This is a genomic window from Streptomyces sp. NPDC048057, assembly GCF_040653095.1.
Taxonomy (GTDB): Bacteria; Actinomycetota; Actinomycetes; order Streptomycetales; family Streptomycetaceae; genus Streptomyces.
Map to the genome: position 1 here is coordinate 1 of NZ_JBEZNF010000004.1, position 24,017 is coordinate 24,017.

Sequence of the window (24,017 nt, forward strand, 5' to 3'; positions counted from 1 at the left end):
CCTCGTGATCCGAACCATGACGCCGCGCCGGGCCGGCTCATCCGGTGATGGCCGCCTCCATCACGGCCCGGGCGATCGGAGGAACGGCGACAAGCCCACCACCGGGCCGCAGAGAGCAACGCACACCGCAGGGGACGCCACAGACAGTCCCAGTCGCCACGGCGCAGCAGGACAGCCACAGCTGAATCGTGGGACCGGTCCGGGGAGGGGAACCACCGGGGTCTCGGGAGCGCCGCAGCCCGGAGGGGTGCCAGGAGGTCACTCCACCACGTGACGGCCCTCGGGCTGCGCCGTGCAGGACGTGCGGAAGGTGCAGGTCGTGCAGTGGGGGCCCGTCGTGGGGGTGAAGCGTTCGTCGAGGACGCGGCCCGCCGCCGTGGCCAGCAGGTCGCCCACCCACTCGCCCGCCAGGGGCTCCTGCGCCTGGACCTTGGGGGCGGCGTCGCCGCCCTCCTTGCGGGGGGCCGCTTGGCGCAGGTGGACCAGTTCGGCGCCGCCGGGCTCGGGGCGGCGGCCGTCGAAGACCTCGTCGACCGCGCCCTCGCGCACCGCGAGCTGGTACACCGCGAGCTGCGGGTGGCGCGCGACCTCCTCGCCCGTCGGGGCCTGCTTGCCCGTCTTGAAGTCGACGACGTACGCCCTGCCCTGCGCGTCCCGCTCGACGCGGTCCATGGAGCCGCGGATCCGCACCTCGTACTCCCCCGCCTCCAACGTCACGTCGAACTCGCGCTCCGTCGCCGCCGGGACGCGCCCCGCGCGGTCCATCACGTGCCAGCGCAGGAAGCGTTCGATCGCCGCGCGCGCGTGCCGCTTCTCCTGCTCGGACTTCCAGGGCGCGTCGAAGGCGAGCGCGTCCCAGACCGAGTCGAGGCGCTCCATCAGAACGGCGAGGTCGGCCGGGGTGCGGCCGGAGGCGACCTCGTCGGCGAGGACGTGGATCACGTTACCGAAGCCCTGCGCGACGGTGGCGGGCTCGTCCGCCCGTACCTCCCGTCCCAGGAACCACTGGAGCGCGCAGGTGTTGGCGAGCTGGTCCAGGGCGCTGCCGGACAAGGCGACGGGCTGGTCGCGGTCCCGTAGCGGGGCGCTGCTCTGGGTGGGTTCGTGCAGGCCCCACCAGCGTTGCGGGTGCGCCGCGGGGACCAGCGGCAGGCCCTCGTCGTCCTGGAGCGCGGCGAGCTTGGCCAGCCGTCGGGCGGCGGCGTCCCGCAGCGCGGGCGAGGCGTCGGGGTCGACGGTCGTGGCGCGCAGCTCGGCGACGAGCGCGGCGACGGCGAGGGGCCGGCGGGGGCGGCCGGCCACGGCGACCGGGGTGACGCCGAGTTCCGCGAGGAAGCGGGACGGCTGGTCGCCGTCGTCGGCGGGCGCCTGGACCGCAGTGACGACGAGGCGCTCGCGCGCGCGGGTTGCGGCGACGTAAAAGAGGCGTCGTTCTTCGGCGAGCAGCGCGCCGGGCGTGAGGGGTTCGGCGAGGCCGTCGCGGCCGATGCGGTCGGCCTCAAGGAGCGAGCCGCGGCGGCGCAGGTCGGGCCAGAGCCCCTCCTGCACGCCGGCGACGACGACCAGGCGCCACTCCAGGCCCTTGGAGCGGTGCGCGGTCATCAGGCGCACCGCGTCGGGGCGCTCCTGGCGGCCGGAGAGGGTGTCCGCGGCGATGTCCTGGGCCTCGATCTCCTCGATGAAGTTGAGCGCGCCGCGCCCGCCGGTGCGCTCCTCGGCCCGTGCGGCGGTGTCGAACAGTGCGCACACGGCGTCCAGGTCGCGGTCCGCGTTCCGTCCGGCCGCGCCGCCGCGCAGGGCGGCGTTCTCCAGTCGCTGCGGCCAGTACGTGCCGTTCCACAGCGTCCACAGGGTCTCCTCCGCCGTGCCGCCGCCGTCGAGGACGGCGCGGGCCCGGGCCAGCAACCGCCCGAGTTCCTGGGCGCGGCGGGCGTACGAGGGGTCGTGGGCGACCAGTCGTTCGGGTTCGGCGACGGCGCGGGCGATCAGGAGGTCGGACGGCGGGGGCAGGCGGTTGCCCGCGGCACGTTCCTCGTCGCGCAGGGCGCGGCCGAGCTTGCGCAGGTCGGCGGCGTCCATCCCGCCGAGGGGGGAGCTGAGCAGGGTCAGCGCGGTCTCGACGTCGAGCCAGCCGCCCGATGCCCCGTCCTCGCCACCCGCGTCGCCGTCCTCGCCGCCTTCGCCGTCGGCGCCGTCCTTACTACCTGCGTCGCCGTCGGCGGGCTGCGCCGCCACCGCACGCAGGGCCGTCAGCAGTGGCGCGACCGCGGGTTCGTGGCGCAGCGGCACGTCCGCGCCGTCGATCTCCAGCGGCACCCCGGCGGACGTCAGGGCGCGGCGGATCGCGGGGATGGTGCGGTTGCCCGCGCGGACGAGGACCGCCATGTCGTGCCATGGGACGCCGTCTTCCAGATGGGCCCGGCGGAGGACGTCGGCGACGTTGTCCAGCTCGGCGGAGGACGTGGGGTAGGTGTACGCCTCCACGCGCCCGCCGCCGCGCGTCGCGGCGAGGTCCCGGTGGGCGCGGACCTTGTCGCCGGGCAGCCGGGTCAGCGGCATCCGCCGGGTGAGCAGACGGGTCGCTTCGAGCAGCGTTTCGCCGCTGCGCCGGGACGCGGTGAGGACGGCGACGCCCGCGGGGGCGCCGTCCGCGTGCGGGAAGGCGGTCGGGAAGCCGAGGATGCCGTTCACGTCGGCGCCCCGGAAGGCGTAGATCGACTGGTCGGGGTCGCCGAAGGCGACCAGGGTCCGGCCGCCGCCCGCGAGCGCCTTCAACAGCCGGACCTGTGACGGGTCGGTGTCCTGGTACTCGTCCACGAACACCGCGTCGTACGGGAAGTCGTGCGGGAAGGAGCGCGCGGGCGCCGTGCGCTCGGCGAGGAGGACCGCCCGGTGCACCAGCTCGGCGTAGTCGAGGACGCCCTGCATGTCGAGGACGTCCAGGTACTCCGCGAGGAAGGAGGCCGCGGCCCCCCAGTCGCGCCGTCCGGTGCGCGCGGCGAACCGCGCCAGGGACGCGGGGTCCAGGCCCAGCTCCCGGCTGCGGGCGAGCACGGCCCGCACCTCGTCGGCGAACCCCCGGGTGGTCAGACAGGCCCGCAGCTCGTCGGGCCAGCGGTTGCGGGCCAACCCCTCGCCCTCCAGGTCGAGCTGGCCGGTGAGCAGTTCGCGCACGGCGACGTCCTGTTCGGGGCCCGACAGCAGCCGCAGCGGCTCGGCGAACAGCTCGGCGTCCTGGTGGGCGCGGACCAGGGCGTAACAGAAGGAGTGGAACGTGGTGGCCTGCGGGCCGCGCGCGCCGCCGAGGCGCAGCGCCATCCGGTCCCGCAGCTCCACGGCCGCCTTGCGGCTGAAGGTGAGGACGAGGATCCGCTCGGGGTCGGCGCCCTTGGCCAGCCGGGCGGCGACCGCCTCGACGAGGGTGGTCGTCTTGCCGGTGCCGGGGCCGGCGAGGACGAGCAGGGGGCCGTGGCCGTGGTCAACCACGGCGCGCTGCGCGGCGTCCAGAGGGAGGGGACCAACGGTACCGAGCGGGGTGCGGACCAGCCGGTACGTGCTCGTGCCCCGCCCTCGGTTTCCCTGCGGGCGCGGGAAGCCCCCCTGCCGTCCCTGTCGCGGGTGCGGCGTGCGCCCTGTGGTGGAGGAGGAGGTCACGTGGATCGCCGGTCCTGGTGGGTGTGGTGGTGCTGATGGAGCTGGAAGTGACATGGAGGGAGAGTCGGAGGGGAGCACGGGAAGGGGTACGGGAGGAGTCCCGTCGGGTCGTCCCCGCGCGGCCGGGGCCGCGCGCAGTCGACGCTACCTCGCCGCCGCCGGGCGCCCGGGCGCACCCGGCGCCTCCACGCGCCCGGACCGCCGTCCCCCGCCCTCGTACTCCGTACGGTCCCGGCCCCGTCAGCTCCGCCGTCGCGTGCCGGAAGCCGTCAGGTGTGAGCGTCGTCTATCGCGCCACCACCGTCGCCGCCGTCCCAGCGGGCGAGCCTCATGTTGATCCGCGGTACGTGCCCCTCGGCGGCGGGCGGGGCCTCGCGCAGCGGGGTGCCCTCCGCGCGGTAGTTCCCGAGGGCCTCCAGCTCGTGGCCGGGCAGCAGCGTGCCGTCCGAGCGGACCACGCGCCACCAGGGCACGGCGCCGCCGTACAGCGCCATGACGCGGCCGACCTGGCGCGGCCCGCCCTCGCCGAGCCACTCGGCGATGTCGCCGTACGTCATCACGCGGCCGGGCGGGATCAGCTCCGTGACGTCGAGGACCCGCTCCGCGTACTCCGGAAGCTCTTCCATCCGGCCCATCCTGCCCCACCCCACCGACAACGCGGCCAACACAGCCAACGCGGCCAACGCAGCCGACGCGACCAAAGCCGCCAACCCCGCCACAGCGCGGGCGTTTGCGAATGGTCCGGACCACCATGAGCGGCAAAGCAGACAAAAGCCGAAGTATCATCCGGGCGACGTCCGTGCGATGCCCCCTGATGCCCTCGTCCGCCGTCCGGTCGTGCCACCATCGTGCGGACGGTGACTGGTGAGGCGCGCTCAGCAAGAGCAGCAGGAAGTGCAGGAAGAGACCGAGACGGCGAAAGGGGGAGGGCGTGCAGCCCGGGACGACGGCTGACCCCTCCTGGAGCGGGCCGGACCGGCCCGCTCCAGGAGGGTTCGCGGACCACCGGGAGCACACGGGTCCCGGCACCCCCGCCGCACCCGCCGACGGCGCCCCGCCCAGGAAGGCGCCCCCCACCAAGGACGTAGGACCGATCGAGGACAAGAAGCACGTAGACGACGCCGGCGCCGACAGCGGTGACAACGGCCGGCGCGAGGGTGCGGGCGACCGCTCCCCCGGTGCCGACCGCTCCCCCGACGGCGGCAGGCGCGGCAAGGACGCCGCCTACACCGACGGCGTCGACAGCGTGTCCGGCGACGAGCCCCTGCTCGCCGCCCGCGTCCACCGCCCCTCCGACCTCATGCGCTTCCTCGTCGGCATCCTCGCGATCGCCGTCGTCCTCGCCATCGCCGCGTTCGCCCAGGGCACCACCACGGGCCTGGAGAACGACATCAACAAGGGCACCGGCCAGGCCCCCGACCTCCTGGTCAAGCTCGCCGGTCTGGTGTCCTCCATCGCCGTCCTGCTCGTCCCCATCGCCTTCGCGATCGAACGCCTGATCAAACGGGACGGGCTGCGCATCGCCGACGGCGTCCTCGCGGCCGTGCTCGCCCACGGCGTCACCCTCGCCACCGACCTCTGGGTCGCCCGGGTGGCGCCCGCCAGCATCCAGGACGCGCTCACCCAGTCCCAGAGCGGCGGACTCACCGACCCGGTCCACGGCTACCTGGCCCCCGTCATCGCGTACATGACGGCGGTCGGGATGGCCCGCAGACCCCGCTGGCGGGTCGTGCTGTGGGTGGTGCTGCTGCTGGACGCCTTCGCGATGCTCGTCGCCGGGTACACCACACCGTTCTCGATCATCCTCACCGTGCTGCTCGGTTGGACCGTGGCGTACGGAACGCTGTACGCGGTCGGCTCGCCGAACGTCCGCCCCACCGGGCAGACCCTGCTGGCGGGCCTGCGCCACGTCGGGTTCCGCCCGGTCACCGCGATGCGCGCCGAGGACGTACCGGAGTCCTCCCCGCTGCGCTCCGCCGGCAGCGGCGGCGCCGAGCAGGGCGACCGGGGCCGGCGCTATCTGGTCACCCTGGAGACCGGGCCGCCGCTCGACGTCACCGTCGTCGACCGCGAGCAGCAGGCGCACGGCTTCTTCTACCGGCTGTGGCGCCGGCTGACGCTGCGCACCATCACCACCCGCCGCTCCTCCCTCCAGTCCCTGCGCCAGGCCCTGGAGCAGGAGGCGCTGCTGGCGTACGCGGCGATCGCGGCCGGCGCGAACGCCCCCAAGCTGATCGCCACCTCCGAGTTGGGCCCGGACGCCGTGATGCTCGTGTACGAGCACCTGGGCGGGCGCAGCCTGGACGACATGGCGGACGAGGAGATCACCGACGACGTGGTCCGGGGGGCCTGGCGCCAGGTCAAGGCGTTGCAGTCGCGTCGGATCGCGCACCGCAGGCTGACCGGCGACGCCATCCTGGTGGATCGTTCCGGCAAGGTCATCCTGACCGACCTCAGGGGCGGTGAGATCGCCGCGGGCGACCTGGTGCTGCGGATGGACGTCGCCCAGCTGCTGGTCACCATCGGGCTGCGGGTCGGCGCCGAACGCGCGGTCTCCGGCGCCCTGGAGGTGCTGGGCCCCGACGCCGTGGCGGACTGTCTGCCGCTGCTCCAGCCGATCGCGCTCAGCCGCTCCACCCGGGCGACCCTGCGCAAGCTGGCCAGGGAGCGGGCCGAGCGGGAGCGGGAGGCCGTCCTGGAGGCGTCCGCCGCCGATCGCCGCGCCCGCGCCGAAGCGGCCGGCGAGCGCACGGCGGCGGCCGGCAAGAAGGCCGTGCGCAAGTCCGAGCGGGCGGAGAAGCAGGCCAACAAACGGGCCATAGACGAAGCGCTCGACGAGGCCCGCGAGGAGGACCTGCTCACCCAGATCCGTCACCAGGTGCTGCTGATCCGCCCCCAGGCGCCGGTGGAGCCGGTCCGGCTCGAACGCATCCGGCCGCGGACGCTGGTGAGCCTGATCGCGGGCGCGATCGCGGCGTACTTCCTGCTCTCCCAGATCGCGGGCAACAACCTGGCCGCCGACTTCGGCAGCACCAAGTGGGTGTGGGTGGCGGTCGCGGTCGCGTTCTCGGTGCTCAGCTACCTGGCGGCGGCGATGAGCCTGCTCGGCTTCGTGCCCGAGCGCGTGCCGTTCCCCAAGACGGTCCTCGCCCAGGTCGCCGGCTCCTTCGTCAAGATCGTCGCCCCGGCGGCGGTCGGCGGGGTCGCGCTGAACACCCGGTTCCTCCAGCGCTCGGGCGTACGGCCCGGGCTCGCGGTGGCGAGCGTCGGCGCGGCGCAGCTCTTCGGCCTCGGCGCGCACATCCTGCTCCTGCTGACCTTCGGCTACCTCACCGGCACGGAGAAGACGCCGTCCCTGAGCCCGTCCAGGACGGTGATCGCCGGACTGCTGACGGTCGCGGTGCTGGTGCTGGTGGTGACCGCGATCCCGTTCCTGCGCAAGTTCGTCTCGACGCGGCTGCGGTCGCTGTTCGCAGGCGTCGTGCCGCGGATGCTGGACGTGCTCCAGCGGCCCGGCAAGCTGCTGACGGGCATCGGCGGGCAGCTCCTGCTCACCTTCGCCTTCGTGATGTGCCTGGACGCCTCGATCCGGGCGTTCAACGGCGGCGACCAACCGCTGAGTTACGCGAGCCTCGCGGTGGTCTTCCTGGCGGGCAACGCGCTGGGGTCGGCCGCGCCGACGCCCGGCGGCGTGGGCACGGTCGAGGGCGCGCTGATCCTCGGCCTGATCGCCGCCGGAGTGCCGCGGGACGTGGCGACGGCCGCGGTGCTGCTGTACCGGATCCTGACACTGTGGCTGCCCGTCCTGCCCGGTTGGTTCGCCTTCAACCACCTCACGCGCCGGGGTTCGCTCTAGGGCGTGGGGCAAGGGCCCGGTCGAGAAACCACCCGCATGGACCGCCGCGGGGGCGCCCGGCTGCACCACCGCGCACGATGGCGGCATGCCGACCACCGCCAGCGCCGTCCGCGCCGCCGCCCTCGTCGCCTCCCTGTCCGTGCTGCTGGCGGCGGGCTGCTCCGAGAGCGGCGAGAAGGGGAAGGATCCGGCCGGCGGGAAGGCGAGCACGGCCTCCCCCGAGACCGGCGCCTCGCCCCTGGGCAAGAAGCTCACCGGGCAGAAGCTGACGTGGAAGCCGTGTCCGGCGCCTTCTGAGGCCGAGGGCGGCGGCCCGTCGCCCGCCCCGCTGCCCGGCGGCTCGGAGTGGGAGTGCTCCTTCATGGACGCGCCCCTCGACTACGCCGATCCGGACGGCGAGACGATCGAACTCGCCCTGATCAGGGCGAAGGCCACCCAGACGGCGGACCGCATCGGCTCGCTGATCTTCAACTTCGGCGGGCCCGGCGGCTCGGGCGTCGCCACCCTCCCCGCCGCCGCGACCGACTACGTCGCCCTGAACGCCCGCTACGACCTGGTGAGCTTCGACCCGCGCGGCGTCGGCCGCAGCGCCGGCGTGGTGTGCGAGGACGACAAGCAGCTCGACGCCTTCTACGCCCTGGACGCCACGCCCGACGACGCGGCCGAGATCACGGCGTACGAGAAGGGCCTGAAGTCCTACGCGGCGGCCTGCAAGAAGAACTCCGGCGACGCGCTCCCCCACGTCGGCACCCTCAACGCGGCCCGCGACATGGACCTGATGCGCCAGGTGCTCGGCGACGCCAAGCTGCACTACTTCGGGATCTCGTACGGCACGGAACTCGGCGGCGTGTACGCCCACCTCTTCCCCAAGAACGTCGGCCGGGCCGTCTTCGACGCCGTCGTCGACCCCACCAAGGACTCCGAGCAGAGCTCCCTGGGTCAGGCGAAGGGCTTCCAGCTCGCCCTCGACAACTTCGCCCGGGACTGCGTGGACCGCGGCGACGAGTGCCTGCTCGCCGGCACCACCGTCGAGGAGGTGGAGGCCGGCGTCGTCGACCTGCTGGAGCGGCTCGACCGCCAGCCGATCCCCACCGGCAGCGGCCGGGAGCTGACCCAGACGCAGGCGCTGAACGGCATCGCGCAGTCCCTGTACTCGCAGGAGTTCTGGGAGTACCTGGAGGCGGGCGTCAGCGAGGCGGACGGCGGCGACGGCTCCCTGCTGCTCGCCCTCTCCGACGCGATGACCGGACGCAACACGAACGGCCAGTACAGCAACTCGGGCGCGGCCTTCAACGCCATCAGCTGCGTGGACTCCAAGGACCGCTACTCGGTGGCGCAGACGAAGAAGGAGCTGCCCACCTTCCGCGATGCGTCGGCGGTCTTCGGCGACTACCTGGGCTGGGGCATGATCAGCTGCACCAACTGGCCCGTCGGCGGCACCTGGAACCACCCCGACGTCTCCGCGCCGGGCGCCCCGCCGATCGTCGTCATCGGCAACACCGGCGACCCCGCCACCCCGTACGAGGGCGCGAAGGCGATGGTCGACGCGCTCGGGCCGGGCGTCGGCGTCGAGATCACCTACCGGGGCCAGGGGCACGGGGCGTACGGCGCGACCAGCACGTGCGTGAAGGGCGCCGTCGACGCGTACCTGCTGGAAGGGCGCGTCCCCGCGGCCGGGACGGTGTGCCCGTAGGACGCGCACGGCCACGGCGCTGTCAGTGGGGGCACCTACGATGGAACGCGTTCGGCATCGGTCGGGCACGGACCACGGGGGGTTCGCATGGGGCAGATGCGCGCGGTGCGCAGGAGGTTTCGGGCGGGGGCGCTGGTCGCGGCGGCCGTGCTGCTCGCCGGGACGGCCGTCAGCTGCACGGACGACGGGGGCGGCACGACAGGGCCGAGCCCGGACGCCACGCGGTCGAGCGCCCCGCCCAGCAGTCCGGCCGCTAGTCCGTCGGGCGGCGCCCTGCCCGCCTCCGTCACCGGGCAGTTGCCCGTGTGGCGCCCGTGCAAGGCCCCCGCGGGCGACCCCGGCGCGGACGCCCCGGGCGGGCGCTGGCAGTGCGCCTCGATCCGGGCTCCGCTCGACTACGCGACGCCCGACGGCGAGACGATGTCCCTCGCGCTGATCCGCGCCGAAGCCACGGACGAGAAGCGCCGCATCGGCTCCCTCGTCTTCAACTTCGGCGGACCCGGCGCCTCCGGCGTCGGCGCGTTGCCCGGCTTCGCCGAAGACTTCACCCAGCTCAACGAGCGGTACGACCTGGTGAGCTTCGATCCGCGCGGCGTGGCGGGCAGCTCCAGCGTCGTGTGCCGCGACGACCGGGAGACCGAAGCGTCCCACCGGGTCGACAACACCCCCGACTCGCCCGCCGAGGAGAGGGCGTTCCTGGCGGACTCCGCCGCCTTCGGCGCCGGCTGCGCCCAGCGCTCCGGAAAGGTCCTCCCCCACGTCAGCACCGCGAACACCGCCCGCGACATGGACCTGATCCGACACGTCCTGGGCGATGCCGAACTGCACTACTTCGGCTTCTCGTACGGCACGGAACTCGGCGGCGTGTACGCCCACCTCTTCCCGAAGAACGTGGGCCGCCTGGTCATGGACGCGGTCGTCGACCCCACCGCGGACTTCGCCGGCGGCGCGCGGAACCAGGCCCTCGGCTTCCAACGCGCCCTGGACAACTACTTCACCAGCCGCGGCACCAGCGCCAAGGACGGCACGGCCGAGGTCGCGGCGCTGCTGAAGCGGCTGGACGGCAAGCCGCTGCCGGCGTCACCGGGCCGCGAACTCACCGAGTCCCTCGCGCTCACCGCCGTCGTCTTCTCCCTCTACAGCGAGGAGCGCTGGCCGCTGCTGACGGAGGGGCTGGCAGCCGCCGAGCGGGGCGACGGCACGAAGCTGCTCGACCTCGCCGACAGCTACAACTCCCGTGACGCCGAAGGCCGCTACTCCACGAAGAGCCACTCGCAGCGGGCGATATCGTGCGCCGATGCCCGGGCCAGGCCCACCGCGGACGACGTGAAGTCCCGCCATCTGGCGGACTTCACCCGGGTGTCCCCGGTCTTCGGCCCGTACCTGGCGTGGGACGTGGCGGGCTGGTGCGCGCAGTGGCCGGTGAAGGGCACGTGGGAGAAGCCGCAGGTCTCGGCGAAGGGGGCGCCGCCCGTCCTCGTCATCGGCACCACCGGCGACCCCTCCACGCCCTACGAGGGCGCGCAGCGGATGGCGGAGGGCCTGGGCGCCGGGGTCGGGGTGCTGATCAGCAGCAAGGGGCAGAACCACGGCTCGTACGGCTTCTCCCCCTGCGTCACCCGTCTCGTGGACGCGTACCTGTTGAGCGGCAAGGTCCCGAAGAACGGCACGACCTGCGGCTAGGGCCTGTCCTACCGGCGGCCGAGGCCGGCGGACGGCCCCGCGGGTGGGTCCGCCGGACATGGCGCGGCCCCGGCCGTGCGCCGCGTCGGGAGGACGTCGGTACGCGACCGGGGCCGGAAGTGCCCAGTGCTTCGCGGGGCTCAGTACACGGGCTTGCTGGGCTCGATCTGGTTCACCCAGCCGATGACGCCGCCGCCCAGGTGGACCGCGTCGGCGAAGCCCGCCGACTTGAGGACCGCGAGGACTTCCGCACTGCGGACACCCGTCTTGCAGTGCAAGACGATCTTCTTGTCCTGCGGCATGCTCTCCAGGGCCGCGCCCATGAGGAACTCGTTCTTGGGGATCAGCTTGGCGCCCGGGATCGAGACGATCTCGTACTCGTTGACCTCGCGGACGTCGATGATCTCGATGTTCTCGCCCTCGTCGATCCACTCCTTGAGCTGCTTGGGAGTGATCGTCGCGCCGGCCGCGGCCTCCTGGGCCTCGTCGGAGACGACGCCGCAGAACGCCTCGTAGTCGATCAGTTCGGTGACGGTGGGGTTCTCGCCGCAGACCGCGCAGTTCGGGTCCTTGCGGACCTTCACCTGGCGGTACTGCATCTCCAGGGCGTCGTAGATCATCAGCCGGCCCACCAGGGGCTCGCCGACGCCGGTGAGGAGCTTGATCGCCTCGGTGACCTGGATGGAGCCGACGGAGGCGCAGAGCACGCCGAGGACGCCGCCCTCGGCGCAGCTCGGGACCATGCCCGGCGGCGGGGGCTCGGGGTACAGGCAGCGGTAGCAGGGGCCGTGCTCGGACCAGAAGACCGACGCCTGGCCGTCGAAACGGTAGATGGAGCCCCAGACGTACGGCTTGTTGAGCAGCACGCACGCGTCGTTGACGAGGTAGCGCGTGGCGAAGTTGTCCGTGCCGTCGACGATGAGGTCGTACTGGCTGAAGATGTCCATCACGTTGTCGGCTTCGAGCCGCTCTTCGTGCAGGACGACGTCGACGTACGGGTTGATGCCCAGGACCGAGTCCTTCGCGGACGCAGCCTTGGAGCGGCCGATGTCGGACTGGCTGTGGATGATCTGGCGCTGCAGATTGGACTCGTCGACCTCGTCGAACTCGACGATGCCGAGGGTGCCGACTCCGGCGGCGGCGAGGTACATCAGCGCGGGGGACCCCAGGCCGCCCGCGCCGACACAGAGCACCTTGGCGTTCTTCAGCCGCTTCTGCCCCGCCATCCCGACATCCGGGATGATCAGGTGGCGGGAGTACCTGCGGACCTCGTCGACGGTGAGCTCAGCAGCTGGCTCGACCAGGGGTGGCAGCGACACGGGGACTCCGTTGCGTCGGTAAGTCAGTACGGTTGTTCCCTGGTAACACTGCCACGCGCCTACTCATTCCGAGACACCTGGTCCGATCCGCGAGACGATTTCGTCCCAGTAGCCGGGCAGCGCCTCAAATGCCACCATTCGTTCCCGGTCCGGGTCGACCCGGACCGCGGGCACCGTGAGGTCTGTGGGGTTTGTGGGGTTCGGAGGGTCTACGGGGTTCGTGGGGCCCCCGAGGTCTACGGGATCCGCGAGGCCCCCTGGGCCCGCCGGGGCGCGGTCCGGGCGGTCGGTGAAGAAGATCGTCCCGGCGCCCTGCCAGCGCGCGATCCGCACGGCCTCGTCCAGGTGTGTGCGCGGCACCCCGTGGACGAAGTGCACGAACCGTTCCGGCGGATAGCCGGCCGTCCACTCCGCCACCTGCGACCAGCGGTACTCCGTCCAGGCACCGGAGAAGGTCACCAACTGGTCCGCGGCCTCCGCGTATCCCGGGTACGGATGGCCGCCGTGCCCCAGGACGAGGTGCCCGTCCGACCCGCCCGGCCCCCGGCCCTCCAGGAGCACGCTCAGCGTCGCCGTCACCCGGCGCACGCCCGCCAGCTCCGGGCGCTCGACCGGGCAGCGGTCCAACAGGAAGCCGCCGACCCGGTACCACTCCAGGTAGTGGTGGGCGTCGGCGACCAGCTCCGCGAAGGGCCGGGCGCCGCGGGCCAGGTCGAGGTGGCCTATGACGCGTACGCCCGCGTTCGTCAACTGACCCGCGGCGGCCAGGCAGTGCGGGTCGGGACGGGCTCCGGGCCCGTTCGCCACGTTCAGCACCACCCAGTCCAGCGGGGTCCCGGGCCGGGTCAGCTCGGCCCACTCCGTGGGTGCGACGAGCGGGTGGGCGTAGCCGGGGATGCCGATGCGCAGCCGGCCCCAGTCGCGGTCGCGGAGCGCCTGCGACAGACCGGACGCGGCGGGGACGCGGCGCCGCAGGGCCCGGGTGGTCAGATGCGACACGCCGCCTCCATCCAGATGTCGGCCAGCGACTCCTCCAGGTTGATCCGGGGCCGCCAGCCGAGGCGGTCGCGGGCGGTGCGGATGTCCGCCTGCTGCCAGCTCCCGCAGCCGTCGGGGTACGGGACGGGGGTCGAGGAGAGCTGCTCCAGGACGGACTCGGAGCGCTGCGGCCCGATGCCGTGGCCGGGCCCGTGCCCTACGTGACCGGGGCCGTGCCCCGGGTGGCCCGGGTGCCCTGGATGACCCGGGTGCCCCTGGTGGCCGAGGGGTCCGCCGCCGAGCGCCCCCGGCCGCCCCTGCGGCACGTCCAACTCGTGCAGCGCACCGGCGTACCCGGCGACCCGGGCGAGGACCGCCGCCGCGTCTCTGAGACGTACGGCCCGGCCCGTACCGATGTTGACGATGCCCTGCGCGGCGGAGAGCGAGGCGGCGTGCACGGCGCGGGCCACGTCCCGCACGTCCACGAAGTCGCGCTGGACGCCGAGGCCGCTCAGCTTCAACTCGCCGTCGCCGGACTGCATCGCACGGCGCATCGCCTCGGCGAGCCGACCCAGCGGGGAGCCGGCCGGGGTGCCGGGGCCGACGGGCGAGAAGACCCGCAGCACCACGGCGTCCAGCCCGGAGCCGAGGACCAGCTCGGTCGCGGCAAGCTTGCTCACGCCGTACGGGCCGCCGGGCCGCGGCACCGCGTCCTCCGCCGTCGACGAGCCCTGCTGGGACGGCCCGTACTCCGAGGAACAGCCCACCTGGACCAGCCGCGCCCCGCAGCCGCTGCGGCGCAGCGCCTCGCAGACGGTGGCGACGGCGACGGTGTTGTGCCGGGTCAGCTCGCGGGCGCCGCCGCGGGTGGCCCCGGCGCAGTTGATGACGACGCCGGGGTGGACTGCGGTCAGGAAGCGGGTGAGCGCGCCGGGGCTGCCGCCGGCGAGGTCGAAGCGCACGTCGGCGTCGTCCCCGCGCCCGAGGGCGGTGAGGTGGACGGCGGGGTCGGCGAGCAGTCGGTCCGCGACGAAGCGGCCGAGGAATCCATTGGCACCGAGCAGCAACACCCTCATCGCGCGACCCTTTCGCACCGACGGTTCATGGCTGGGGACTGGCGGTTCATGTCGGGTCTCTCCTTAGGGCGTCGTCTGGGTTCGGCGACGGCTGATTCAGCGGATGACGACAGGTACGGCAGATACGGACTGGTACGGCTGGTACGACTCGTGGGGGAGGTGCAGGTGGTGCGTGCTGCCCGGGCCGCCGACACGGCCGGCACGGCTGCGGCGGCGGTGCTGGCGCGACCGCCCCGGCCGAGCCGCCCGGTACGGCCGGCACTTCTGGTACGTCGGGCCTTGCACGTACGACTCAGAGGTCCGGCGCCGGTCGGCCCGGCGGCCGGGGCGCTGCGCAGGTCATGAGGCGTGCGCGGAGGCCCGGGACAGTGCGCCCGCGGCCCGCACCAGCAGCCCGGCGGCGGCCAGCCCGCACACCAGGGCGGACGCCGCGCCCGCGCCCCACGCCGTCAGCACCGCCTCGACGGGGCGCCCCACGACGTCGCAGCCCGGCAGCCGACCGACCGCCAGCAGCACCGGCCCCAGGGCGTGGCCGGCGCAGGCGACGCCCAGCCCGAAGGCCGCGTCCCGCGCGAAGCCGTGCACGATCAGCAGCCGGGCCACGAAGAACAGCAGCCCGAGCGCGCAGGTCGCCGCGAGGACGCCCCCGTCGACCTCCCCTGCGCCGACCGTCGCGGCGCTCGCCGCGACCGCCCCGGCCAGAGCGGTCGCGTACAGCGCGACGACGCCCAACAGCAGCGGACGCACCCCGGACGCGAAGGCGCCGAGCGCCCTGCTCACCCCCAGCCGTCGCCGGGCCCGTACGGAGAACAGCCGGACGCACCAGGCCGCGGGCGCCACGGCGAGCGCCAGCCCCACCAGCGGCGCGGGCGTGAAGGGGGGCACGGCGAAGGGCCCGCCGGCGGCGAAGGCGTCGAGCAGCCCCGAGCCGTATCCGACGGCACCGAGCAGGCACGGCGCCCACACGACGGTGGTGCGCGCCGTGCGCCCCCGCGCCCGCAGGGGCCCGTACCGCAGGCAGAGCACCACGGCGACGGCGACGGCGAGCGTGCCGAACAGCGCGGCGACCGTACGGGGAGTGCCGTCCAGGAGCCGCCAGCCCGCGCCGGTCAGGGCGGCGAGCACGGTCGGCAGCAGCGCCCAGGCGACGCCCGGCGGGGGCGCGGGCGCGGGCCCCGGGGGCCGCGGCGCCTCGTCGTCCCGCGGGACCCGGGCGTACAACTCCTCCGCCAGCGCGAACACGTCGCGGTGGCGGAAGCGCGCGGCCGTCCGGTCGGTCACGCCGTGCGCTTCGAGCCCGGCGGCGATCTCCAGGGGGTCGACGGCGCGTTCGCACAGCCCGCGGTGGCGGTGCAGCAGGGTCTTCACGGGGTCGACGGGGCCGCGGCGCGGCGCGCTGCGGCCGGCCACAGCGCCGGTGCCAGTGCCGGCGGGCTTCTTCGGGGTCGCGGCGGACCGGCCCCAACTCGCGGCGCCCGACCTGGCGCCGGCGCGTCCGGTCCGGTGCGGCGCACGCCCCGTCTCGCCCGGGCGTCGACCCGCGTCGGTGCCCGCGCCGTCGTTCGCCCCCGCGCCGTCGTGCGCCCCGGCCCCGCCGACCGACGCCGTGCCGAGCAGCGCGTCCGAGCGCTCGTCCCAACCCCCGGGGCTCTGCGGCGGACCGGGTTCGTCCGCGTGCGGCGGGTCGGCGATCTGTGACGTGGTCATGTGCGGGCCTCCTTGGCCGTCACCGGTGCGAACGGGCCGGGCCCGGAGGTCTCGGCGGTCGACTCGGTACGGACCGCGGCTTCCGGCCCCCGCCACTCCACCGGGACCCGCGCCTCCGCGGGGTGCCCGAAGGGCAGGGGTCCGCCGGCCGCGTCGACGGCGTCCCGGTGGACCGGGGCGCGGGAGATGACTTCGAGGTAGAGGGAGCGGAAGGCGGCGATGTTCTGGTCGGCGGTGAAGAGTTCGAGTGCGCGGGCGCGCGCGGCGGCGCCGAGGCGGGCGGCGCGCGCCGGGTCGCGGATGAGGTCGAGACAGGCGTCGGCGAGCGCCCGGGGGTTGCGCGGCGGGACGACGAGCCCGGTGCCGCCGATCACCTCGACGACGGCGCCGGCGTCCGTGGAGACGGTGGCCCGGCCGCAGAGCATGGCCTCGACGAGCGTGTGCGGGAAGCCCTCGACGACGCTGGAGAGCACCACGACCCCGCCGACGGCGTAGGCGTCCGCGGGCTCGGGCGCCTCCGGGCCGCCGAGTTCCTCGAAGGAGACGGGGTTGTCCCCGACGGTGTGCGCGTCGGCCGCCTCGTCCGGGAAGAGCTGTGCGGCCAGCGCCTTGCAGTGGGCGAGGTACGCGGTGGCCGCCGGCCCGTCGGCCGGCGGGGCGAACAGCCACAGCCGGGCGAGCGGTTCGCCCCGGCGCACTTCGGCGAAGGCGTGCAGCAGCGCGATCAGGTCCTTGCTCGGGTCGATCCGGCCGACCCAGACGAGGGCGTACGGGTCGCCGCCGTGCTCGGCCTCGCCGACGGACGCGAACGGGTCGGCCGCGAGCCCGGGGTGGACCGTGCGCAGCTTCGCCCGGTCGGCACCGCACTGCTCCTGCCAGCGCCGGGCGTGGTTGTTGCCGGGCGTGATGATCGTCGCCTGGGTGTAGACCTCGGTGGCGAGCCGGCGCTGGAACGTGGCGAGCACGGCGCGCACGGGTGTGCTCAGGGGGGCGCGCCGCGCGGTCGGTTGACCCCCGGCGTACGCGCCCCGGGCCGGGCTCCGGCGCGAACCGGCGCGAACCGCGCTCGGGGCGCCGCCTCGACCAGGCCGCGCGCCCTGCCCGCCTCGCTCGGCGTGCCCGGGACGGTCGGCGTGGTCGACCTGGCGGAGGTAGTGCGCCCGCAGTTGTACGCCGTACTCCGTGACCAGCAGCGGAACCCCGCAGAAGCGTTTGGCCAACAGCCCGGGGACGGCCGCGGCTCCGCCGGAGACGGCGTGGCAGAGGTCGACGGACCCGAGGGCGCCGTCCCCGTACCAGTCCAGGGAGAGCGGGCGCAGCCGGCGCTCCAGCGCATCGGCCACGGTGAGGTGGTCGAGCACGGTGGCGCCGTGCAGTGCGCGGTGCGCGCCGGGCGCACGGCAGGCGGACTCCAGGATGCGCACGGCGTGTTCGGAGCGCAGGTCCGCCCCGAGGACGCCGTACCCGCGGGCGAGGTCGGCGAGGCCGTACAGCCCGTCGGCGAAGGCGTCTGCCCCGTCCGGGCCGGGGGTGCAGATCGCCCTCGCGACCTGCGCGAAGTGGTCGACGAAGCGCCGGCGCCCGCGACGCGGCAGCGGACGCCCGCCGTCGCCGGGCGTCAGCTCCGGCGCGGTGCGGACCTGCCGCACCTGCGGCGGCAACGGGACGGCGCGGCCGTCCCAGGGGGTGGCGCCACCGAGCGCGTACACGTGGAACTCGTGCTGCACGAGCCCGCGCACGAGCCGGTCGCACCACACCGACGACTCACCTGACGCATACGGATAACCACCCTCCGTGAGCAGTCCGACCCGCACGTGCACACCCCCGATCTCGCGTGTGAGCGGCCACCGTTGACCCGGTGACACGCGGCGGAACGACCGTAAGCCGCCGGGACGGTGGCACGACGGACGGTTGTCCGCCGCGCCACCGGAAGGGGTGAATACACGTGACTTTCACAGCGCGATAGCGTTCTGTCGCGCTACAGATGCACTCCGTTACCGATCGTCAGGCTGGGGCCATTCCCTCACGCCGTACGAAACACCGGAAAAGCCCCAAAAAGGGGCCATGGAACCTGGTCGAGAGGGGAGGCGACCTGACGACCGGGGCGCCGTCACCCCTTGGGATACACCCAGGGGTTGGGCTTGCAGCTGATCCCGTCGATCTTCAGCGACTTCGTCTGCTGCTGCATCACCGGGGCGAGCGACCCCTCGGTGCGGCAGCTCACGTGCCCGTGGCCGAGCCGGTGGCCGACCTCGTGGTTGATGAGCATCTGCCGGTAGGAGAGCATCGCGTCCGCCCCGTACGTCTCGGAGCCCTGCCCCCATCGGAACGCGTTGATCATCACCCGGCTCGTGGACGCCGAGTCGCAGCTCACCTTGTCGATGGAGGTGTTCAGCCCCGACTTGGCGCACCACACGTCCGTGGTGCCGGGGCTGGCCAGCGTTATGACGAAGTCGGGGTCCCCGGAGGAGATCCGCTCGAAGCTCATGGCGCCCTTGCGGGCCCAACTGCGCTCGTCGTTCAGGGTGCGCTGCACGGCGGCGGCGAAGAACGCACCGTCCATGTCGAGCCCCTTCTCCACGTCGACCCGGTAGCGGACCTTCTTGCCCGGGCCGGGTGCCTTGTCGAACCCCGGCACGGTCTCGAAGGTGCCCTCGGCGGTCGAGTCGGGGTCGATGGGGAACCGGGCGGCCATCTGCTGCTCGTACGTGGGGGCCTTCGGCTCGCTGTCCCGGGCGTGCGGCCGCGGCCCGCCCTGCCGGCCGTCGGAGCGGGACGCCGACTCGGCCGCGTCACCGCGCTCGTCGCCCGTGGCGGGCACCTCTTTGCGGCGTTCGTTCTCGGCGGAGACCTGCCCGGCGACGACGACCGCGAGCACGGTGGTCACGGCCGCCGCGGCGATCCCGGTGATGGTGCGGCCCTTGCCGCCGCGCCTGGGGCGCGGGACCGGGTCCGGAGCGGTCGGCGCAGTCGGCGCGGCGGGCGGCGCAGCAGCACCGTCCGGCGGCCGGGCGGGGTCGAACGCGTCGACGAACTCCCTGCGCGGGCCCGGTATCCGGGAGCCCATGGGGTCCGCCTCGGGCTGGGCGCCCACCGGCGCCGCAGCGTGCTCCGGGTGGACGTACTGCGCGGGCCCTGCGGGGTGCTGCTGGCCGTGCTGCCCGTGGTCGTACGCGGACGGCGTGCCGGCGCCCCAGCCGCCGCCCGCCTCGTGCTGCTCGGGATGGCCGCCGCGGGCCGTCGGGACGCCGTATCCGGAGGCCGTGTGCTCGGCCCCGTAGCCGTACGCCCCACCGTGGTGGTGCGGGGTGCCCTGGTCGTACGCGCCGGGGGCGGCGTGACCGGGGTGGTACGCACCCGGACCGGCCGCCTGCTGCGGAGCCTGGCCGTAGGAGTCGCCGCTGTAGGGGTCGACCACCGGGTGGCCACCCGCGTCGTACGCCGGAAGGACGCCCGGCCCGCCCGCACCGCCGTACGGATCGGCGTCGCCACCGCCGGCGTCGCCAGCGGTCCGCACCCGGGCGGCACCGGGAGCGCCGGCCGCGCCCGCCGGGTCGGCACCGGCTGCCGCGCCGCCCCCGCCGTCGGTGTTCGAGCCCTTGGGCCCGGGGCCCTTACGGCTGTGTCGTCCCACGGGCCCCGATCAGCTCCTGCCGCAGTCGTCTGTCAATTCCCGGAACGCCTGGGCGACCGTCTCCGGGTACTCCATCATGGCCACGTGACCGGCGTCCGGCAGCGTCAGCAGCCGGGAGTCCCGGAAGGCCACCGCGGCCCTGCGGGCCATCCGGTACGAGACGAGCCGATCACGCCCGCCGTACACCAGCAGCGTCGGTGCGAGGACCCGCTCCGCCTGCCGCCACAGCCCGTGCTGTCCGCCCAGCGTGTACGCATCGACGATACCGCGCGCCGAGCGGACCATCGCGTCCCAGAAGTACGGCAGTTGCAGCCGCCGCTCCATCTCGGCCACGGCGTACCCGAACGCCTCGTCGGAAACCCGGCCGGGGTCCCCGTAACAGAGCGCGGTGACCGCGCGGGTGCGCCGCTCGGCGCTCCACCCCGAGGTCAGCCGGCTGAAGCCGCTGCCGACGCCGGGCAGCGCGAGCAGCGCGGTGGGCACGGCGGTGCGCTGGACGCGCAGCTCGGGCAGGGCCGGCGAGACCAGCGCGAGGGTGCGCACCAGGTCGGGCCGGACGGCCGCGACGCGGGTGGCGACGGCGCCGCCGAGCGAGTTCCCGAAGAGGTGCACGGGGCCGCGGCCGGAGGCGTCGAGGTGGCGGATGACGGCCCTGGCGTGACCGGTGACGGAGTAGTTGCCGTCGTCCGGCGGCGGCGAGTCGCCGAAGCCGGGCAGGTCGACCGCTTCGCCGTCGACCACGTCCGCGAGCAGCGGCATCAGGGACGACCAGTTCTGCGACGAGCCGCCGAGTCCGTGCACGTACAGCGCCGGCGGCAGGCCCGGGCGGGTCGGCGGCCGGGAGCGGACGGTGAGGGTGAGCCCCGGCAGGGCGACGGAGCGCAGCTCCTCGCCTTCGGCGACCCGCACGGCGGCGACCTCGGGAACCGTGGCGACGACGGCGGCACGGGCACCGGGCAGCTCGGTCGAAGACATGCGGGCAATGTTACGAGAGGATCACACCGCGAATCGTGTGTTCGGCGTCACAAGGGGGTACGCGGACGCATAGCGCCACGGTTCGCAAGCTCCTACGCTCAAAGGGGAGGGCTCCGTTCCCGGGCCTCGGGTCCGGGTCCACGGGCGTCACGGAAACGGCGGAAAGCCTCCCCCGGAGCAGAGCCCCCGAAGAAGGGGCCGCAGCACCCATGAGAACCCCATGGAAGAAGAGGTGGCAGGCGGGCGGGCCGGGGAGACCGTAAGACGGGCAAGCCGAAGAAAAGGTGCCGCATGGCTGTCGATCCCACCGAACCGGAGACCACCGAACCGGAGACGACCGGTCCGGGCGCCGAGGGTTCGGGAACCAACGAGGTCCCGGAGGCCGATGCCGTCGAGCAGCACGCGGACCTGCGCCCCGAGGACGACGGACCGCCGCCCCGCATCGACCACGACGCGGCGAACGAGGCCGACGCGGTCGAGCAGGCGCGCGTGGTGACGCTGGACGAGGACGACTACCGGTGACGTGTCGTCGACGCCCGGTGACGCCGCTCCTCCGCTTCCGTGCCACCGGCCCCGACCTGCCCCCCTTTGCCCACGAATAGGGAGCTACCGCGACTGTCCGGTCCGTGAAATTCTGCGTCCGCGACGCGCACGGCCGGGTTACCCAAAAGTACGATGGCGGGCGCGGCGGAGACCGCGCACGGAACGATTTTGGGAGGCGGCGTGACAGCCATCGAGCAGACAGAGGCAGCGCGCCCGCGGGGCACGCGCCTGCCACGCCGAGCCCGCAGGAACCAGCTCCTGGGCGCCGCCCAGGAGGTCTTCGTGGCCCAGGGCTACCACGCGGCGGCGATGGACGACATCGCCGAGCGGGCGGGCGTCAGCAAGCCGGTGCTCTACCAGCACTTCCCCGGCAAGCTGGATCTGTACCTGGCCCTGCTGGACCAGCACTGCGAGGCGCTGCTGCTGGCGGTGCGCTCGGCCCTGGCGTCGACGTCCGACAACAAGCAGCGGGTCGCGGCCACGATGGACGCCTACTTCGCGTACGTCGAGGACGAGGGCGGCGCCTTCAGGCTGGTCTTCGAGTCCGACCTGACGAACGAACCCGCGGTGCGCGAGCGCGTGGAGCGGGTGTCGTTGCAGTGCGCGGAGGCGATCTCCGACGTGATCGCCGAGGACACGGACCTGTCGAAGGACGAGTCGATGCTGCTGGCCGTGGGGCTCGGCGGCGTCGCTCAGGTGGTCGCGCGCTTCTGGCTCTCCAGCGAGTCGGGCATTCCGCGCGACCGCGCCGTACAGCTGCTGACGTCGCTGGCCTGGCGGGGCATCGCGGGATTCCCGCTGCACGGCACCGACGCCCACCCGGACGGGCACTGACCGCGGACCGGTGTTCGCTGATGGCGTTCCCCGAGCGCGGCTGTGCGGGCACCCCTCCGGGCTAATGTGTGCTGGTACGGCGCGGTGACCGCGCAAACGCACTGACCGTTCGGAGGGACATAGCCGTGGAGGTCAAGATCGGCGTGCAGCACTCGCCCCGGGAGATCGTCCTGGAGAGCGAGCAGTCAGCCGAGGAAGTCGAAAGCGCCGTGAGCCAGGCGCTGGCCGGCAAGTCTCAGTTGTTGAGCCTCTCGGACGAGAAGGGTCGCAAGATCCTGGTGCCGGCCGACCGGATCGCGTACGTCGAGATCGGCGAGTCGTCGAGCCGGCGCGTGGGCTTCGGCGCGCTGTAAGGCGGGCGGCCCGCTCGACGCGGGTGCGAAGGGGTCCCGGTGGACGATCCACCGGGACCCCTTCGCGTACGGACGTACGAGCGCGGCGTTCGAAGATCGACCGACGCTCCGTCGCAGGTCGACGGCGGGGCGCCAGGGGGCGCGTACACAGATCAATTCTTTCTGGCGGCTTGCGCGGGGTGGAGGGTTGCTTTCCACGGCCGGGGGGTAGTACCGGCTGTAACCGCTCCACCCCCTTCCGCGTCCGCGAGGTGATCAGCAGTGCTGCTGGAAGCGATCGGCTCGGTCCTGCTCGGTCTCGCCCTGTCCTGGGCGGCCGTCCGCCAGCTCGCCGACCGGCTGCCGGCGCGCCGTCCGGTGCTGCTCACCGGCCCGCTGGGCGCGCTCTTCGGGGCGTACGTGACGCATGCCGCACTGGGCCCCGGGCATTCGCTGGGGACGTTGGTGGGCGCCGTGCTGATCGGGGGCGTCTCGCTGTCGCTGCTGCTGCTCCCGGCGGGCCGCCGCCGGCTCGCCGGTCGACCGCTCCCCTTCTGACGGCGTCCGCGCACGGCGCGAGCAGTACGCGGAGCCGGTCATCGGATGACGTACGAGGGGGAGGGCCAGCAGGACGCGGTCCGAGCGGACCCGTCGGGCCGCTCAGGCAGCCAGGCCGAGGGCGGCCATCCGCTTCGTGTGCGCCTTGGTGATCCTGGTGAACATCGCGCCGACCGCCGCCAGGTCGAAGCCGTCGGCCACCCCGCCGACGAGCATCGTGGAGAGCGCGTCCCGCTCGGCGACGACCCGCTGCGCCTGGGACAGCGCCTCCCCCATCAGCCGTCGCGCCCACAGCGCGAGCCGGCCGCCGAGCCGCGGGTCGGCCTCGATCGCGGCGCGCACCTTCTCGACGGCGAAGTTGCCGTGCCCGGTGTCGTCGAGGACGGCGAGCACCAGCCCGCGGGTGTCGGAGTCCAGGTGGACGGCGACCTCCCGGTAGAAGTCGCTGGCGATCGAGTCCCCGACGTACGCCTTGACCAGGCCCTCCAGCCAGTCCGACGGCGCCGTCTGGTGGTGGAAGTCGTCCAGCGCCTTCGCGAACGGCTCCATCGCCGCCGTCGAGTCCTCCTCGATCGCGGTCAGCCGGTCCCGCAGCCGCTCGAAGTGGTGGAACTCCGCGGACGCCATCTTCGCCAGCTCGGCCTTGTCCCCGAGCGTCGGCGCCAGCTTGGCGTCCTCGGCGAGCCGCTCGAAGGCGGCCAGCTCGCCGTAGGCGAGCGCCCCGAGCAGGTCCACCACGGCGGCGCGGTACTGGGGGTCGGCGGACGCCGTCGCCCAGTCCTGGGCGGCGATGCCGGTGTGCTCGGGAGCGGCTTGTGCCGCGGTCGCCCCGGCTACCTCGTCGGCGGAGTGGTCAGGGGCTCGGTCAGGCGTCTGCATGAACCGCACAATAGCCGCCCCCGCCGGTGTCGTAAGGGGCCGACGAGCCGGGTCCGCGGCTGGCCCGGGCCCCGGCCCGGCCCCTGACCCACCCGGATTCCCGTGATTCCCACAAGATCGGCAGAACACCGGCCAACACAGATGCACGATTCCGGGGTACAGTGGTAATGCGCCTGCTGGGCGTTATGACAGTCGTGTGTCTGACTGCATGACGCGTTCGGCGGGCGATCGCAGTGTTTTGACTGAGGGATGAAGGATTTCGTTTCCTTAAGTGATCCTCGTGATCCTTCTGACCC

At 73.8% G+C, this 24,017-nt stretch carries 17 protein-coding genes; 7 read left to right on the plus strand and 10 right to left on the minus strand.

What is annotated here, in order from left to right:
* Positions 1–258 precede the first annotated feature (258 nt).
* Both AB0E05_RS05315 and AB0E05_RS05320 read right to left on the minus strand, forming a co-directional pair.
* On the minus strand, positions 259–3,654 hold the full coding sequence (locus AB0E05_RS05315) for an ATP-dependent DNA helicase (RefSeq protein WP_361959128.1): 3,396 nt from the start codon (positions 3,652–3,654) through the stop codon (positions 259–261).
* A 269-nt stretch (positions 3,655–3,923) separates the two neighbouring features.
* Positions 3,924–4,289: an MGMT family protein gene (locus AB0E05_RS05320; protein WP_361959131.1), complete on the minus strand. Its 366-nt coding sequence runs from the start codon at positions 4,287–4,289 to the stop codon at positions 3,924–3,926.
* A 458-nt stretch (positions 4,290–4,747) separates the two neighbouring features.
* On the opposite strand from AB0E05_RS05320, the gene AB0E05_RS05325 reads away from it, so the two are divergent.
* The 3 genes from AB0E05_RS05325 to AB0E05_RS05335 all read left to right on the plus strand — a co-directional run bounded on the left by AB0E05_RS05325 (position 4,748) and on the right by AB0E05_RS05335 (position 10,886).
* A complete protein-coding gene (locus tag AB0E05_RS05325) occupies positions 4,748–7,510 on the plus strand; it encodes a lysylphosphatidylglycerol synthase transmembrane domain-containing protein (RefSeq protein WP_361959862.1) in 2,763 nt (920 codons plus the stop codon).
* 85 nt (positions 7,511–7,595) lie between these two features.
* On the plus strand, positions 7,596–9,203 hold the full coding sequence (locus tag AB0E05_RS05330) for an alpha/beta hydrolase (RefSeq protein WP_361959134.1): 1,608 nt from the start codon (positions 7,596–7,598) through the stop codon (positions 9,201–9,203).
* 96 nt (positions 9,204–9,299) lie between these two features.
* Complete coding sequence (locus AB0E05_RS05335) at positions 9,300–10,886, plus strand: alpha/beta hydrolase (RefSeq protein WP_361959865.1); 1,587 nt, start codon at positions 9,300–9,302, stop codon at positions 10,884–10,886.
* Positions 10,887–11,026: 140 nt separating this feature from the next.
* Here the strand turns inward: AB0E05_RS05335 and moeZ are convergent, their stop codons facing one another.
* The 7 genes from moeZ to AB0E05_RS05370 form a co-directional block, all read right to left on the minus strand.
* Positions 11,027–12,205: an adenylyltransferase/sulfurtransferase MoeZ gene (gene moeZ / locus AB0E05_RS05340; protein ID WP_361959137.1), complete on the minus strand. Its 1,179-nt coding sequence runs from the start codon at positions 12,203–12,205 to the stop codon at positions 11,027–11,029.
* Between the two features lie 63 nt (positions 12,206–12,268).
* Entirely contained in the window at positions 12,269–13,150 is an 882-nt protein-coding gene (locus tag AB0E05_RS05345; RefSeq protein WP_361959868.1) for a spherulation-specific family 4 protein, read from the minus strand.
* Positions 13,151–13,191: 41 nt separating this feature from the next.
* A complete protein-coding gene (locus AB0E05_RS05350; RefSeq protein WP_361959140.1) occupies positions 13,192–14,259 on the minus strand; it encodes an NAD-dependent epimerase/dehydratase family protein in 1,068 nt (355 codons plus the stop codon).
* Positions 14,260–14,598: 339 nt separating this feature from the next.
* Positions 14,599–15,966: a hypothetical protein gene (locus AB0E05_RS05355; RefSeq protein WP_361959143.1), complete on the minus strand. Its 1,368-nt coding sequence runs from the start codon at positions 15,964–15,966 to the stop codon at positions 14,599–14,601.
* The gene (locus AB0E05_RS05360; RefSeq protein WP_361959146.1) at positions 15,963–17,780 is read right to left on the minus strand and encodes a DUF3492 domain-containing protein; all 1,818 of its coding nucleotides are present in this window, start codon (positions 17,778–17,780) and stop codon (positions 15,963–15,965) included. The genes AB0E05_RS05355 and AB0E05_RS05360 overlap by 4 nt, the downstream gene beginning before the upstream one ends.
* A gap of 296 nt (positions 17,781–18,076) precedes the next feature.
* Positions 18,077–19,600, minus strand: a complete 1,524-nt coding sequence (locus AB0E05_RS05365) for a DUF3152 domain-containing protein (protein WP_361959149.1) — start codon at positions 19,598–19,600, stop codon at positions 18,077–18,079.
* A 9-nt stretch (positions 19,601–19,609) separates the two neighbouring features.
* Positions 19,610–20,575 (minus strand): alpha/beta hydrolase, encoded by a 966-nt coding sequence (locus tag AB0E05_RS05370; RefSeq protein WP_361959152.1) that lies wholly within the window; start codon positions 20,573–20,575, stop codon positions 19,610–19,612.
* Between the two features lie 291 nt (positions 20,576–20,866).
* Here AB0E05_RS05370 and AB0E05_RS05375 point away from each other — a divergent pair, with 291 nt between their 5' ends.
* The 4 genes from AB0E05_RS05375 to AB0E05_RS05390 all read left to right on the plus strand — a co-directional run bounded on the left by AB0E05_RS05375 (position 20,867) and on the right by AB0E05_RS05390 (position 22,842).
* Positions 20,867–21,097, plus strand: coding sequence for a hypothetical protein (locus AB0E05_RS05375; protein WP_361959155.1), 231 nt, complete (start codon positions 20,867–20,869; stop codon positions 21,095–21,097).
* Between the two features lie 201 nt (positions 21,098–21,298).
* Entirely contained in the window at positions 21,299–21,952 is a 654-nt protein-coding gene (locus AB0E05_RS05380; protein ID WP_361959158.1) for a TetR/AcrR family transcriptional regulator, read from the plus strand.
* Positions 21,953–22,077: 125 nt separating this feature from the next.
* Positions 22,078–22,305 carry a DUF3107 domain-containing protein gene (locus tag AB0E05_RS05385; RefSeq protein ID WP_361959161.1) on the plus strand — a complete coding sequence of 76 codons (228 nt, stop codon included), beginning with the start codon at positions 22,078–22,080 and terminating at the stop codon, positions 22,303–22,305.
* Positions 22,306–22,566: 261 nt separating this feature from the next.
* Positions 22,567–22,842, plus strand: a complete 276-nt coding sequence (locus AB0E05_RS05390) for a hypothetical protein (RefSeq protein WP_361959164.1) — start codon at positions 22,567–22,569, stop codon at positions 22,840–22,842.
* A 102-nt stretch (positions 22,843–22,944) separates the two neighbouring features.
* On the opposite strand, the gene AB0E05_RS05395 is transcribed toward AB0E05_RS05390, so the two are convergent.
* Positions 22,945–23,721, minus strand: coding sequence for a ferritin-like fold-containing protein (locus AB0E05_RS05395; RefSeq protein WP_361959167.1), 777 nt, complete (start codon positions 23,719–23,721; stop codon positions 22,945–22,947).
* Positions 23,722–24,017 lie beyond the last annotated feature (296 nt).

What these genes read in the sequence shown, in the direction of transcription:
- AB0E05_RS05395 (WP_361959167.1), bottom strand. Translation starts at nt 23,721, where the DNA reads ATGCAGACGCCTGACCGAGCCCCTGACCACTCCGCCGACGAGGTAGCC.
- AB0E05_RS05355 (WP_361959143.1), bottom strand. Translation starts at nt 15,966, where the DNA reads ATGACCACGTCACAGATCGCCGACCCGCCGCACGCGGACGAACCCGGT.
- AB0E05_RS05330 (WP_361959134.1), top strand. Translation starts at nt 7,596, where the DNA reads ATGCCGACCACCGCCAGCGCCGTCCGCGCCGCCGCCCTCGTCGCCTCC.
- AB0E05_RS05335 (WP_361959865.1), top strand. Translation starts at nt 9,300, where the DNA reads ATGCGCGCGGTGCGCAGGAGGTTTCGGGCGGGGGCGCTGGTCGCGGCG.
- AB0E05_RS05375 (WP_361959155.1), top strand. Translation starts at nt 20,867, where the DNA reads ATGGCTGTCGATCCCACCGAACCGGAGACCACCGAACCGGAGACGACC.
- AB0E05_RS05370 (WP_361959152.1), bottom strand. Translation starts at nt 20,575, where the DNA reads ATGTCTTCGACCGAGCTGCCCGGTGCCCGTGCCGCCGTCGTCGCCACG.
- AB0E05_RS05320 (WP_361959131.1), bottom strand. Translation starts at nt 4,289, where the DNA reads ATGGGCCGGATGGAAGAGCTTCCGGAGTACGCGGAGCGGGTCCTCGAC.
- AB0E05_RS05350 (WP_361959140.1), bottom strand. Translation starts at nt 14,259, where the DNA reads ATGAGGGTGTTGCTGCTCGGTGCCAATGGATTCCTCGGCCGCTTCGTC.